Source organism: Exiguobacterium sp. HSB13 (genome assembly GCF_056764755.1).
The window spans coordinates 103,066-117,247 of record NZ_JBUZOM010000003.1 but is presented as its reverse complement, the minus strand read 5'-3'; the positions used below and the strand labels follow the sequence as shown (position 1 = coordinate 117,247).

The 14,182-nt window shown below is 46.2% G+C and carries 15 protein-coding genes; 6 read left to right on the top strand and 9 right to left on the bottom strand.

What is annotated here, in order from left to right:
• Window positions 1-18 precede the first annotated feature (18 nt).
• Together ACZGCQ_RS14175 and ACZGCQ_RS14170 are read right to left on the bottom strand one after the other, a co-directional pair.
• Window positions 19-192 carry a hypothetical protein gene (locus tag ACZGCQ_RS14175; RefSeq protein WP_197499335.1) on the bottom strand — a complete coding sequence of 58 codons (174 nt, stop codon included), beginning with the start codon at window positions 190-192 and terminating at the stop codon, window positions 19-21.
• A gap of 86 nt (window positions 193-278) precedes the next feature.
• Window positions 279-722 carry a hypothetical protein gene (locus ACZGCQ_RS14170; RefSeq protein WP_029342932.1) on the bottom strand — a complete coding sequence of 148 codons (444 nt, stop codon included), beginning with the start codon at window positions 720-722 and terminating at the stop codon, window positions 279-281.
• A gap of 147 nt (window positions 723-869) precedes the next feature.
• On the opposite strand from ACZGCQ_RS14170, the gene ACZGCQ_RS14165 reads away from it, so the two are divergent.
• The 4 genes from ACZGCQ_RS14165 to ACZGCQ_RS14150 all read left to right on the top strand — a co-directional run bounded on the left by ACZGCQ_RS14165 (window position 870) and on the right by ACZGCQ_RS14150 (window position 4,784).
• Window positions 870-1,199: a hypothetical protein gene (locus tag ACZGCQ_RS14165; protein ID WP_029342931.1), complete on the top strand. Its 330-nt coding sequence runs from the start codon at window positions 870-872 to the stop codon at window positions 1,197-1,199.
• Window positions 1,196-2,419, top strand: coding sequence for a glutathionylspermidine synthase family protein (locus ACZGCQ_RS14160; protein ID WP_481266645.1), 1,224 nt, complete (start codon window positions 1,196-1,198; stop codon window positions 2,417-2,419). The genes ACZGCQ_RS14165 and ACZGCQ_RS14160 overlap by 4 nt, the downstream gene beginning before the upstream one ends.
• Window positions 2,416-3,051, top strand: a complete 636-nt coding sequence (locus tag ACZGCQ_RS14155) for a Rossmann-fold NAD(P)-binding domain-containing protein (RefSeq protein WP_481266644.1) — start codon at window positions 2,416-2,418, stop codon at window positions 3,049-3,051. The genes ACZGCQ_RS14160 and ACZGCQ_RS14155 overlap by 4 nt, the downstream gene beginning before the upstream one ends.
• 239 nt (window positions 3,052-3,290) lie before the next feature.
• Complete coding sequence (locus ACZGCQ_RS14150; RefSeq protein WP_481266643.1) at window positions 3,291-4,784, top strand: peptide MFS transporter; 1,494 nt, start codon at window positions 3,291-3,293, stop codon at window positions 4,782-4,784.
• 43 nt (window positions 4,785-4,827) lie between these two features.
• Here the strand turns inward: ACZGCQ_RS14150 and ACZGCQ_RS14145 are convergent, their stop codons facing one another.
• Window positions 4,828-6,099, bottom strand: coding sequence for a purine/pyrimidine permease (locus tag ACZGCQ_RS14145; RefSeq protein WP_481266642.1), 1,272 nt, complete (start codon window positions 6,097-6,099; stop codon window positions 4,828-4,830).
• 158 nt (window positions 6,100-6,257) lie between these two features.
• Between ACZGCQ_RS14145 and ACZGCQ_RS14140 the strand changes: the two genes are divergently transcribed.
• Window positions 6,258-6,953: an alpha/beta hydrolase gene (locus tag ACZGCQ_RS14140; RefSeq protein ID WP_481266641.1), complete on the top strand. Its 696-nt coding sequence runs from the start codon at window positions 6,258-6,260 to the stop codon at window positions 6,951-6,953.
• Window positions 6,954-7,060: 107 nt separating this feature from the next.
• Here the strand turns inward: ACZGCQ_RS14140 and ACZGCQ_RS14135 are convergent, their stop codons facing one another.
• The 5 genes from ACZGCQ_RS14135 to ACZGCQ_RS14115 all read right to left on the bottom strand — a co-directional run bounded on the left by ACZGCQ_RS14135 (window position 7,061) and on the right by ACZGCQ_RS14115 (window position 13,092).
• On the bottom strand, window positions 7,061-7,996 hold the full coding sequence (locus ACZGCQ_RS14135) for a carbohydrate kinase family protein (protein WP_481266640.1): 936 nt from the start codon (window positions 7,994-7,996) through the stop codon (window positions 7,061-7,063).
• Window positions 7,983-8,918: a PRD domain-containing protein gene (locus ACZGCQ_RS14130; protein WP_481266639.1), complete on the bottom strand. Its 936-nt coding sequence runs from the start codon at window positions 8,916-8,918 to the stop codon at window positions 7,983-7,985. The genes ACZGCQ_RS14135 and ACZGCQ_RS14130 overlap by 14 nt, the downstream gene beginning before the upstream one ends.
• Window positions 8,919-8,952: 34 nt before the next feature.
• Window positions 8,953-10,365, bottom strand: a complete 1,413-nt coding sequence (locus ACZGCQ_RS14125) for a sucrose-specific PTS transporter subunit IIBC (RefSeq protein ID WP_023469730.1) — start codon at window positions 10,363-10,365, stop codon at window positions 8,953-8,955.
• Window positions 10,366-10,534: 169 nt separating this feature from the next.
• Window positions 10,535-11,338 carry an endonuclease/exonuclease/phosphatase family protein gene (locus tag ACZGCQ_RS14120; protein ID WP_481266638.1) on the bottom strand — a complete coding sequence of 268 codons (804 nt, stop codon included), beginning with the start codon at window positions 11,336-11,338 and terminating at the stop codon, window positions 10,535-10,537.
• An 86-nt stretch (window positions 11,339-11,424) separates the two neighbouring features.
• A complete protein-coding gene (locus tag ACZGCQ_RS14115) occupies window positions 11,425-13,092 on the bottom strand; it encodes a PTS transporter subunit IIBC (protein ID WP_023469728.1) in 1,668 nt (555 codons plus the stop codon).
• 257 nt (window positions 13,093-13,349) lie between these two features.
• On the opposite strand from ACZGCQ_RS14115, the gene ACZGCQ_RS14110 reads away from it, so the two are divergent.
• Window positions 13,350-13,631, top strand: a complete 282-nt coding sequence (locus ACZGCQ_RS14110) for a helix-turn-helix domain-containing protein (protein WP_029342924.1) — start codon at window positions 13,350-13,352, stop codon at window positions 13,629-13,631.
• A gap of 55 nt (window positions 13,632-13,686) precedes the next feature.
• Here the strand turns inward: ACZGCQ_RS14110 and queF are convergent, their stop codons facing one another.
• Entirely contained in the window at window positions 13,687-14,175 is a 489-nt protein-coding gene (queF, locus tag ACZGCQ_RS14105; RefSeq protein WP_023469726.1) for a preQ(1) synthase, read from the bottom strand.
• Between the last annotated feature and the right edge of the window lie 7 nt (window positions 14,176-14,182).

Genomic DNA, 14,182 nt, shown 5'->3' with positions numbered 1-14,182 from the left:
TTCATGAATTCCTGTGATTTAGACGCCTGTCCGTTTTTTCTGGTTGTTTGCTTTTTTCGTCTGTTGGCTCGTCAATTGTTTTGTTTGTGTCCCTTGTAAGCCAGTCGGACGTTTTGTTTGCGCTTGTTTTTTTGCTTTCAAGCGTTCGACCATTGCTTCTTGCAATGATAGTTTTTTTGGTTGTTCACTCATGTTCGTTCACCTCGATTGATTCGTTCTTACCTTCTAGTATGCCAAAAAAAACGTCTCTTGGAAATGAAGAGACTTGATTTTACTTCTTAAAGTGTATCTGCGAGATAAACGACGTAACAATTGCGATCGATATCGATTTCACAGCTATCACGCTCGAAAATGCCGTGACCTTCGACTTCGATCTTGTCCTTGATCAAGAAACGCATCGCTTGAACATGGTTCGGAACCGTTGATGTTTTTAAAAGCGGTTGGGCACTATCTGATAGATACTTTCTGAATTCAATGTGGATTTGATGAGGTGGATACACGCGCTCTTCCGTTGCACGGGGCGATGCTTTGATATGGTCGACGATCAATTGATCGTATTCGCCTGCCATTTCATTGGAACGAAGCTCATATTGATGTCCTTCGATGATATGGAATTCACAGAGTTGATGGGCGATGATCTCTTCTGGCTCAATTGCATAGCGATCGTATTGATAAATCGGATGGAATTCATCATTTTCTTCAACATAATAGGCAAGTGACATGCGTAAATCCTCCTTTTTGTTCTATAGATACTATTACCACGTTCGGAGAAAAAAAGTTCCGGTAGAACAAAGAAACTTTTCTCTCTGAAAAAGCGTATACTATCCATAACGAGAGTAAATGGAAAGGGGACTGAGACGGTGAATTGGATGAAACAAGCGACATTAGCTGCAACACTGTTAATTGGAACGACACTGAGTGGTTGCGGATCGGATGATGCACGAGCGGAACGACCAGACGATCCGGATTGTGATGACTATGAATACGATAATGATGAAGGCGTTTGGTACTGTGATGATAGCTCGTCGACCCATTCAGGATTCTATTACTGGGGTGGTAGTTATTTCGCATCCCGTGCCTTGATGCATAGTGCGATGCGAACAAAAGGATATACCCCGAAATCAAAAGCAGTGAAAAGCTATAACACGAAGACAAAAGGATTCGGAACAGGCTCGTCTTCCGGCTTTTTCGGCGGATGAACAAGCGGCAAACGTTTTATGGAGACATTGATCGTTTTTGGGATGTGCTGGACGGGGAACCGTACGCTGTGACGGAAATCATGCCCATCTCGGACGAACGAATCGATCAACTGCATATCGCAGCGCAAGAAGTTTACCAGATATTTGAGAAAGTGCTTCCGATTCTTCGGTCGATGGATGATGAGGCGCTGCTCGAGCTTGGCTTTCCAGTTGAAAGTCTCGCTTTTTTACGACTCGAGACGATGCGACCGTTGACCGTCATCGGACGCTTTGATTTCATTGCGACGGCAAATCGTATTTCACTCATGGAATGGAACGCGGATACGCCGACTTTCATTAAGGAAGTATTTGAAGTCAATGATGTCGTAGCGGAAAAACAAGGTTTTGAACGGGTCAACGATGGGGAAAACAAATGGCTGAAGGCAACGGTCCGTCGTGCGATCGAAGCCGCGACACATCGGACGAAACAGCATCCGCACGTCGTCTTCACCTCACATGGTGACCATATCGAGGATCGGTTGACGGCTGAGTATTTGCAGTCGTTTTGGAGTGATGCGACCTACTGTCCACTTCATGCTTTAGAGATTCGTCCGGAAGAAGGTTTGTACGATGAGGCAGGTAAAAGAATCGATATCTTATATCGTCAAACCTTTCCGATCGAGATGGCCTTACTTGACCGGGATGAGGACGGAAGAAATTTAGGACAATTACTCCTGCAACTCGTTGAGACAGGGCGACTCGAAATCATCAATCCGCCGTCTGCCTTTTTAATGCAAGCCAAGTCGGTTCTTGCATTGATTTGGATGTTGCATGAAACCAATCATCCGTACTTGAGCGAAACGGACCACATGATGATTGCGCGTTATTTTTTACCGACATACTTATCCGCTGATCCATTCATTTCAAGTCAGCGATCATTCGTTAAAAAACCGATCTTCGGGCGTGAGGGAGATACTGTGACGGTCCATGATGAACGCGGAAATATCATGCTAAAAAACGAACAGCATACGTTTCGTGATCAACCGGCTGTTTATCAAGCATATCAAGAATTACCGACGTACTCACTTCGGGAAGAGGGAGAAGTCGCGTATATGTACGGTGTCTTTATTTTAGGAGGAAGACCAAGTGCGATCGGTGTACGTGCCGGAGAACGGATCACTGGAAACCGTTCCTATTTCGTACCAATTGGTCGACAGCATGAAGGAGGGAGAAACGTATGAGAGCAGCAATTTTAGGAGCATCTGGTCTAGTCGGACAAGAACTCGTCGATCGTTTGTTGGCAGAAGATGCATACAGCGAGGTACATGTTCTCGTTCGCCGCCCGATGCGCCGTTTTCATCCGAAATTGGAAGAATGGGTGATTGATTTTGATCGTGTGACAGAAATTGAATTACCTGTCGTCGACCATGTCTATTGTGCACTGGGCACGACGATCAAACAAGCAGGATCGCAAGAGGCATTTCGTCAGGTTGACTACACATATCCGATTGAACTTGGTCGTGAATTGTTAGACCTCGGGGCGACACGATTTGCCTTGATTTCGGCGCTCGGTGCCCATCCGAATGCCAAAACCTTCTACAATCGCGTAAAAGGGGACACGGAAAACGGATTACGTGTACTCGGATATGACGCGTTATTGATTTTTAGACCGTCATTGTTGCTAGGGGATCGAGATGAATTCCGCTTCGGCGAACAAGCGGCTGCGAAAATTTCGACGGTCTTACGCCCCTTGTTGAAGCGGAGTGCCATTGCTCCGATCGAAGCTGGTCAAGTCGCTGCGGCGATGATCCGTGAAACGTTACATGCACCGCCTGGAATTACAATCATCGAATCGAAACAGATGCAATCCTGAGCAGTCGAGTAATCGACTGCTCTTTTTGTTATTCTTGTAACGTAAATAATATTTGACTCATCAAATGATTTGCGGTTGAATGGTAAAGTGCTGTCTCATATATAAAAAAAGAAGTGAGACAATTCAGGCAAAACAGTGTATTCGTATCCTATCTGTTTCGTCACGCTTATCGTTTGGGGAAAGCGGGAAAAGATGATGGATTATGCACTTATTTAGGATTGATGAAAGGAGCCGATCATATGGCAGAGTTTGATCGCGATCAGGTCTACAAGACCGTTCCGCAAAAAGGATTCTTCGGGAATCCGAAAGGGTTGTTCACCCTCTTCTTCACTGAGTTTTGGGAGCGTTTCTCCTACTATGGCATGCGTGCCATCCTTATCTTCTACATGTACGATTCAGTTGCCAACGGTGGTCTAGGTATCGATAAGACGACAGCTGCGTCAATCATGGCCGTTTATGGTTCGCTCGTCTACATGTCAGGGATCATTGGGGGATGGGTAGCTGACCGTTTACTCGGTACGTCACGGACCGTCTTCTATGGTGGTATCTTGATCATGCTAGGGCATATCGTCCTTGCTTTACCAGCAGGCATTACAGCCCTCTTCATCTCGATGGGACTCATCGTCATCGGTACTGGTTTCTTGAAACCGAACGTATCGAATATCGTTGGTGATTTGTACAGCAAGACGGATAACCGTCGCGATGCTGGTTTTAGTATCTTCTACATGGGGATCAACGCTGGGGCATTCCTCTCACCACTCGTCGTCGGTGAAGTGGCTGACCGCGGCGGATACCATGCTGGTTTCGCACTCGCTGCCATCGGAATGTTCGCAGGGCTCGTCGTCTTCGTCTTGACGAAAAAGAAGAACCTCGGTCAAGCGGGTACGTACGTCTTGAACCCATTAAAAGGGGACGAAAAGAAACGTTTCATCACGATTGCATCAATCGTTGTCTTAGTGATTGCTGTACTCGGTGTTGTTGCATCGATGACAGGACTGTTGACGATTTCTCGTTTTACTTTAATGGTTACGATTCTCGGGATCTTGATTCCGATTGCTTACTTCACAGTCATGCTTCGTAGTCCAAAGATCACGGATGATGAGCGCTCACGTTTGATTGCGTATATTCCGCTCTTCATCGCAGCAGCGATTTTCTGGGCAATCCAAGAACAAGGTTCATACGTCCTCTCCATCTTCGCAAGTGAACGGACGAACCTTTCATTCTTAGGATTCGAGATTCAACCAGCGTTCTTCCAATCGTTGAATCCGCTCTTCATCATCGTATTAGCACCTGTGTTTGCGAGCTTCTGGGTCAAACTCGGTGACCGTCAACCAACGACGATGCAAAAATTCTCGTTTGGTCTTCTGTTCGCCGGACTTTCATTCATCGTCATGACACTACCAGGTATCCTGTTCGGTGTTGAGACATCAGTTAGTCCACTCTGGCTTGCACTGAGCTTCTTCCTCGTCGTCATCGGTGAGCTCTTCTTGTCACCAGTCGGTCTATCGGCAACAACAAAACTGGCGCCGGCAGCCTTCTCAGCGCAAACGATGAGTTTGTGGTTCTTGACGAACGCAACGGGTCAAGCGGTCAACGCACAAATCGTTAAATACTACACGAATGACACGGAGATTTTGTACTTCGGTATCACGGGTATCGTTGCCGTCATCTTCGGATTACTCTTGTTCGCTTTCGCACCAAAACTTCAAAAATACATGCGCGGCATTCGCTGATGCATGAAAAAGACGCTTTCTCGATTGAGAAAGCGTCTTTTTATTAATCGTTCGTCCGAATATGGCGTAACCCTTCTGCAAGCAAGGCGACCAATGTTCCGAGGACGAGACCGTTCGACATCAGGGTCGTCACAAGTGGTGGTAAATCGGCCGTTGCTCCTTTCGGTAGTAACAATGCACCGATACCGACGAGGACCGGGAGACCAACCGTGATCATCGCCGTTTGGCGATTCAAGTCACGGGCTGCTTCCGTGACGCCGATGATTGCCATGCCGGCAACGATCGGTGCGACCATCGCATAACCGACAGCGACGGGGATTTTAGCGATCAATCCGACGAATGGTGTCACGATACTAAGGAAGAGACACGTGATGTTCGCATAGACGAACGCTTTGCGGTCTGTGTTATCCGTTGAGGCGATGAACCCAGCCGTGCCGGAAATGGCGACAGGACCGACCGTACCGAACAGACCAGCGAAGAGTTGTCCGATACCAGCCGTGATACCAGCTGTTCCGACTTGTCCTTTGACGGTCTCACCACGCTTGGCACTGATGATCCGTTCGATGACCTTGATGTTCGCTAAGACGTTCGTCATTAATAATAACGAGATGATGAGAGCTGTCGGTAATAAGCTCCAGTCGACATGAATACCGCCGAACGGCAACAAGCTCGGTAAAGTGAACAGTGGACCATCAAAGCTTGGCATCTCGGCACGACCGATTAATGCAAACATACTCCAACCGACGAGCAGCGTGATCAATAAAGCATACTGGCGTAAGCGATCACTGCGTTCTAAATAAAGCGAGATCAAGACGGTCAGAATCGAGATGACGGCAGGTAATACTTGAATTCGTCCATCCTCGATATTGAGCAATCCTTTCATGACGGATCCGGACAGTTGTGCCGACAGCAACAGCATATAGACACCGATGACTTGCGGTGTAAAAAGAGGGACTAAGCGCCGTAAGACACCGGTTACCGTCAAGATGATACAGATGATGCCGCTGAGTAGGAGTAAGAATCCAAGCGACTGTAACGTGTTTGAATAACTACCGTACAATGTGACACCAATCGACGAATAGAGAGCAAATACACCCCACCAAATTCCAGCAGGACCTTCCATGATCGGTAGACGATGTCCGAGCAGGACTTGAAAGAGACTTAAGATGGCAAATACGAATAGACAACGAGATAAGAAGGAAAGCGTCTCGGCACCCGAGAGTTCAAACGATGCTGCGATGGCAAGGGGCGGGGCAATGTTGGTACAAATGATGAATAAAAACCATTGAATCGTAGACACAAGGGTACGCGGCAAAACGTGAATCTCCTTTCGAAAAAACAATATTGGTTTCATCTTAAACCAATTCATGAAAAAGAGATAGGGATGCTTACAATGACTGAAAATTCTAATATTTGTTTTCATATGTGATTCAACACATAATATGGAGTATAACGGTAACGGGAGGGAATGACATGAAAAAGTGGACGATACGAATCATCGGAACGATTGCTGCGCTCTTGGCACTGCTTGTATGTGCCTTCATGATCTGGGCACAGTTCGATTATGATGCTTCCTCGCAAGCGACATCTTACGTTGAAACAGAGACACCCCGTGAAGTGACGTTCGGGAAAGAGGCGAGTGACGTCGGATTCATTTTTTATCAAGGAGCAAAAGTCGATGCAGCGGCTTACAGTTATTACGGCAAACAACTAGCGAAAGACGGGCACTTCGTCGTCATCCCGAAGCTACCGTTTCGGATTGCGTTGCTTGACTCAAACAAAGGACTCGCTATCATCGAGGAATATCCGCAGGTCAAAAAGTGGTATCTGATCGGGCATTCGCTCGGCGGAAGCGCGGCTTCGACGATCGTCGAACAACATCCGAAAATTAAGGGGATCGTTTTTCTCGCGTCCTATCCGATTGATTCGATTGATGTACCCTCATTGACGATTTATGGTGGACGAGATGGTGTCTTACCCGTCGCTGATATCGAAAAAAGTAAACAGGACGTTCGAAAAGATGCGGTATTCCATGAAATCAAGCAAGGGAACCATGCAAACTTTGGTATGTACGGTCGACAAAAGGGAGACAATAGTAGCCCATTAACGCCAAAAGAACAACAGGACGAGTCATTAGATGAAATCAAACGATTTATCGATACACCTTAATCGATGCTCTTAGTGAATAAACGATTCATCAATCAAACGAAAAGGATGGAGAGATTTCGGCACTGAGTCCGGAATCTCTCCATCCTTATTTCTAATGAGTCATCGATTTAACTCAAGCGATGAGCGACTTCGTCAAGCGTTGGCAAAGCAGCCATCGCTCCTTTGACAGAAGCAGCAAGTCCGCCTGAAATTGCTGCGAACCGACCGATGTCGCGAAGTTCATCTTCAGACCAATCAAATGAAAAATCGCGTAACGCACACTGGTAGAGTAAACCGGACATGAAGGCATCTCCAGCACCTGTCGTATCGATTGCGTCGACCGTAATCGCATCGATGACAGCCATCGCACGATCCGTATAGAGAATCGATCCTTCACTTCCTCGCGTGATGGCAAGAAGACGAATCGGATATTCAGCTAACAATTCAGCAGCCCCGTCATCAAGATTCGTTTGTCCAGTTAGAAACGTCAATTCTTCCTCAGCAAGTTTGACGATTTGTGCATCCGGTAGGACAGACCGAATCGTCGTCCGCGCTTCGTCAAGATTCGGCCATAACGACTCTCGTAAGTTCGGATCGTAAGAGACGGGTACTTCGTGTGCTTTTGCACGTGCGATGGCTTTTCGTGTCGCGTTGACGGATTCTCCAGTGATTAAAGAGATCGAACCGATGTGTAATAAATCGACGGACGTGAAATCCTCTGGGACATGCGTTTCGTGGAATTGCATATCAGCGCGCTCCGCGTTGATGAACTCGAACGATCGCTCTCCACCCTGACCGTTCGTAACGAGCACAAGTCCTGTTTTTTGCGTCGAATCGTGGACGAGATGATCGGTACGAACACCATAATGATGTAACGTATCTTTCAAGAAGTGCCCCATCGAATCATCACCGACAGCTCCAAGAAAATAACTATCAGCACCTAATCGAGCGAGTCCGACAGAGACATTGGCAGGAGCACCTCCAGGATTTTTTTGAAACGTCATGTTATCAGCATCAAGAGGAATCAAATCAATCAATGCTTCCCCTAAACTAAAGATTTTCATACGTAGAACTCCTTTCAAGATCCGGACGAATCCGTTCGATGTGTAAAGCCATATAGCCGATTTCTGATTCAGGTACACGTGTATCGAGTTCGACAGTCAACCAATTGCCCATTTGACTCGCACAGGCATAAGCCTCGGCATAACGTGTTTTGACGGCAGATAAAATCACATCATCCATGTCGTGTAAGGTTTCTCCTTGTTCAATCCGGGCGAGGACCAGTTTCATATGCGTAAAGAAACGATAATACGTCATCGATGAGGTCTCGATCGTTTGTCCAAAAAAGACTTCGATCTGTTCACGTAGTTCATTGAGTAACGTGACCGTTTGTAATGCAGTAGCCATGTTCGGATGCGTTTGACGTGCATTATATAAGTGAAGCGCGATATTCGCCGCTTCTTCTTTCGGTAGCGTGACCTGTAAAGCACGCTCGATTTCAAGAACTGCCCATTCTCCGATTGCATACTCCGGTCCATACAAAAGGCGAATTTCTTCTGCCAATCGATTATGCACGACGAGTTGTTCACGTGCTAATCGTACGGCGTGAGCAAGGTGGTCCGTCAGACTGACATGAATATAGTCATGAAACGGTGTCTGAAGCTCACCTTCTGCATGCGAGATGATCCGTTCCGATAAATCAATGATCTCGAGTGGTGTCGTTGTCAGAATCTCTTTGAACTGTTCTGCATTTTCAAATGACGGGATGAACATTTTTTCGATCTTCGTCGCTTGAATCGGATCTTTTTTCTTTTTTCCAAAAGCAATGCCTGGTCCCATGACGATGCGTTCCTGTCCATTTTCTTTGACGACAACAGCGTTGTTATTGAGGATCTTATGAATAATCAGCCTGACGTCCTCCTTTCCGGTCTTTTCTTTTATTATAAAGCGAACTCCGGCGCTTTGCGAACCGACAAATGCGACCACCGAGCCCGAGGACTCGGTTTGGTCGCATGAAGGATTAAGCAGCAACGTCCGTTTCTTTTTGTTTTCGTGCATCGAGACGCATCAAGACGACAGTCGAGATGAAAGCAGTGACGACTGCAATGGCGAACCCAACGAGATAGTTAATCAGGTTTGATGCACCGAGTGGCGCGACGATCGCAATCATTGGAATTCCAGTTAATCCATAAGCGTTCGCAGCGACTTGTGTCAAGACGACATAACCGCCACCGATCGCACCACCAATGGCACCACCGATGAATGGTTTTCCAAGACGTAAGTTAACGCCATAGATGACGGGTTCCGTGATTCCGAGAAAGGCCGAGAACGCAGACGGTAGGGCGAGTGCTTTGAGTTTGACGTTCTTCGTTAAGAAGTAAACGGCAAGTCCAGCACCACCTTGAGCGACATTCGCCATTGACCAAATCGGTAAGAGGAAGTTCTTTCCGATACTCTTGTCGGCAAGTAATCCTGCCTCAATGGCATGGAAACTGTGGTGCATCCCGGTGATGACGATTGTCGAATAAAGTCCACCGAAGAGAAGACCGGCGACGACTGAGAACTGCTCATAGAAGAAGACGAGTACGAATGAAATGCCTTTTCCGAGTAACGTTCCAATCGGACCAATGACGATCAATGCCAAGAATCCAGTGACGAGGACAGTGACGAATGGTGTGACAAGTAGATCGAGTGTTTCTGGCGTCCGCTTCCGAACTTGTTGTTCAATCTTTGCCATGACCCAAACCGTTAAGAGAACCGGGAAGACCGTTCCTTGATAACCGATCAACTCGATGTTCATTCCGAGGAACTTCATGACTTCCGGATCACTATTACCGAGCGTCCAAGGGTTTAAGAGGGACGGGTGTGTCATGATTCCCCCGATGACGGCACCGAGGTACGGGTTCGCACCGAATTCACGGGCTGCCGAGAAACCGATCAGAATCGGTAAGATGATGAAGGCAGAAGACGAGAACATATCCAGTAGTTGGACGATCGGTGAATCACCGTCAACCCAACCGAAGGCCTTGATCATACCGAGTAATCCCATTAAAAGACCAGCTGCGACGATTGCCGGAATGAGTGGAACGAAGACGTTCGAGAGCGAGCGGGCAAGACGGGCGAACGGATTTAATTTTTGCGATGCAGCCTTTTTAACGTCGAGTGGTTCTTCTCCATCGACCTTTACACCGGCAAGTGGTGCAAACGCAGCAAATACCTTGTTGACGGTACCGGTTCCAAAGATGATTTGGTATTGACCAGAACTTGAGAAGGCGCCGCTGACACCATCTAAGTCTTCAAGTGCTGCTTGATCGACCTTTGATTCATCATGCAAGACAAGACGTAAACGCGTCGCACAATGAGCAGCAGTGATGATGTTCTCGCGTCCACCGACGAGTTCGAGCACACGCTTAGCAGTTTGTTGATAATCCATCGGAAAAGTCCTCCTTTTTCATGAAACGTGCTGAATGAGACAAAAAAAGGCAAGACCGAACGACACCTCTCCTAAGGAGGCGTCATTTCGGTCTTGCCAGCCGTACTGTCACAATCCGCACTATTGATTTGATTTCATCATAAAGGAGAAAAGAAAGCGTTGTCAACAATCAATTTTCATTTTTTTGAATTTGAATATCGACCTCAACCCCGTAGTGATCGGAAACGACCGGTCCGTGAATCCCATCAAACACGACACCGACGCGTTCGACGTCAATTTTCCGATTCGATAAGACAAGATCGATCCGCAATCCTTGTTGATTGTCTTCCCATCCATCGATGTTGCCATTGATCGTCTCAATTCCGACCGTTTCCTTAGCTAGAAGGAAAACGTCGTGCAATCCCCGTTGCATCATATAGTCATAACCTGTATTTCGTTCTAAGGCATCGTTGTTGAAATCACCGAGGAAGAATGTCCATTCGAGTGGATCCATCCGAGCCATCAAATGATTGAATTGTTCCTGGAACGGTTCGACTTCATCTGCCCACCAGCCAAGATGGCATGTATTGAACGTAATCGGTGTTCCGTCGACTTGGATCGTCGCACGAACGATTTTTCGCGATTTCCAATCGAATGTATCTTGACTGCGGCTGACATAATAACTATCCGATTTTAAGATTGGATGTTTCGTCAAAAGAGCGAGTCCTTCTTCGTACTTATCATAGCCGATATGAGCAAAATCCCAGACGAGAGAGTAGGTTTGACCTTGGTCTTTTAACGCTTGCTGGATCAAATAGGCAAAGTTATCGTTGCGCACATCGTCATAGACGATGGGTGTATCCATCAATTGACTCACTTCTTGTAGTGCGATGACATCATAATCTTGAGCGAGAATTTGTTGGACGATCTGGTTTAATTTTTCAAGTGGTTGTTCTTCTTGCCACGAATGACAGTTTAATGTGAGTAGACGCATGAGTGGTCCTCCTGGTTTTTCAAATAAGAAAGGTGAAACTCTTATAAAAGAGCTTCACCTTTAGGTAGTTCCCTAATCTCGCAGGTTTATGCGCCGATCCGGTCTTGGATATCTGATTTTAAGATATCGGCTTTTGGACCGTAGATGGCTTGCACGCCATTGTTCTTAAGGATCAGACCAAGTGCACCGTTTGCTTTCCAGTCTGCTTCTTTTGCAACAAGCGCTGGATCTTTGACAGTGACACGAAGACGCGTCATGCAGGCATCGACGTCCTCGATGTTTTGCTGTCCACCAAGCAAATCGATGATTTGTGAAGCTTGCGAACCGTCGGCAGGAGCTGATGTCGCAGCAGCCTCACCTGAAGCTTCAGTTGTAGATACGTTGATATCGTCCAGATAGTTCCCGTTACGACCTGGTGTCGCATAGTTGAACTTCTTGATGACGAAACGGAACGTGAAGAAGTTCAAGAAGAAGAAGAACACACAGACACCGATGAAACGAATTAAATCACCAATTAAACCAGCTTTTGCGATCAATGGAATCCGCGTCAAGAGTTCGATCGCACCGAATGCGTGAATCCGAAGATGCATGACATCTGCTAGTGCGAAGGCAACACCCGTCAATACAGCGTAGATGACGTAAAGAACAGGAGCGATGAACATGAACATGAATTCGATTGGCTCCGTGACACCTGTCAAGAAGACTGCAAGTCCAGCAGATAAGAAGACAGGTTTGTATGCTTTCTTCTTATCTTCATCAACTGACATGTACATTGCAACAGCAATACCGATCAATGAAGCAAGTGATGTGACGACTTGTCCTTCTTTAAAACGAGCAGGAACGACACTGTTGATTAAGTCATTGTATCCTTGTGTGTTACCGGCTTGTTTTAAGTTAACAAGGTCAGTGATCCAAGCTAACCAAAGCGGATCTTGACCCGCAACCGTCGATCCTTGAGCAGCACCTGTCAGGATTTTGTACGTTCCACCGAGTTCCGTGTAGTTCATCGGTACAGTCAACATGTGATGAAGACCGAACGGAAGTAATAGACGCTCGAGTGTACCGTATACGAACGGTGCAATGATCGGTGCAGAATCACGTGAAGAGGCAATCCAGCGACCGAAGTCATTTAATAAGCCTTGAACGAACGGCCAAACGAGTGATAAGGCGAATGCTGCCACGACTGATCCACCGATAACGACGAATGGAACAAAACGTTTTCCGTTGAAGAATGCAAGCGCATCTGGCAATTTACTGAAGTTATAAAATTTATTAAAGAGAACAGCACCAAGGAAACCAGAGATGATTCCGACGAATACCCCCATGTTGAGAGCAGGTGCCCCCAAAACTGAAGTGAAATAATCTTTTACGATGAGCTCAGAACCAAGCAATGAATCGACCGTTGCTTTTGGATCCGCGATCATGTCAGCGTTGACGCCGAAGATAGCTCCTGTGACGCGGTTGATCAAAATGAAGGCGAGTAACGCTGCGAACGCACCACCAGCACGTTCTTTTGCCCATGATCCACCAATCGCTACGGCGAACAAGACGTGAAGGTTCGTAATGATGGCCCAACCTAAATCTTCAACGATTCGAGCAATCGTTTGCATTAACGCGATATCGCCTCCGTACATGCCGATCAGTTTCCCGACCGAGATCATGATTCCTGCAGCAGGCATAACAGCGATGACGACCATCAACGCTTTACCGAGTTTTTGCCAAAAATCGAACGAAATAGCATTTTTCAAGATCATTCACTCCTTTTGTATCTCTTTTTCTCTAATATGTGTGTAAGAACAGTGCAATAATGTAAGCGATTAATGCAACCGTTTGCATATAGAATTGTAAGCGATAACTTTTTAAAAAGCTAGTGTTTTACAAGAAAAATATTTGAAATTTTATTTTGATTAAAAATTGGTAGTTCGGAAAGGTATTCAGATTTAAAAAAAGTGGGAATAAGACTACAGTGAACGTTGTCTAGTTTTAAAAGAAGAAAGGATGTTTGAAGCGGATGAAAGAAGGGATTCAACCGATCGGACAGTACGGACAGCGAATTCGTACATTACGAGAACGTCATCAGTTAGATCAGCATACATTAGCAGAGTTAACTGAGACGACACCTGAGATGATCCAGCGTATTGAAAGTAGCATTGCCCATCCCTCATTTTCAATGATTGAGCGACTGGCCCGTGTCTTACATGTCCCTTCGGATCACTTAATTCGGCATATCTGGCCACCTGAGGTCATCCGTCAGCATGATAGCACGTCCTTGATCGACCTTCCATCTAGTTGATGAGTATTAAAAAAGAGGAACAAAGGGATTTCCCCTTGTTCCTCTTTTAGTCGTCTTAACGATTATCGATCGTTTCAGGATAGAGATCGTGATTGAATAGACGGTGCTCTGCCATTTGTTCGTATTTTGTACCAGGCTTCCCATAATTGTAGTACGGATCAATTGAGATTCCACCGCGTGGCGTGAATTTGCCCCATACTTCAAGGTAGCGAGGTTCCATCAATTTCACGAGATCCTTTCCGATGACGTTGATGCAGTTCTCATGAAAATCACCATGGTTACGGAAACTGAATAAGTACAACTTCAGTGATTTTGATTCGACAAGTTTTTCGTCTGGGATGTACGAGATGTAGATTGTCGCGAAGTCCGGTTGATTCGTGATCGGACAAAGACTCGTAAACTCTGGTGCATTGAATTTCACGAAGTAATCATTCTCAGGGTGACGATTCGGAAATGCTTCGAGAACTTCTGGTTGGTATTCAAAAATATATGGTACGGCTTTTTGGCCGAGTAACGATAAGTCGTTTAAATCTTCAGGTCGCATGAATCAT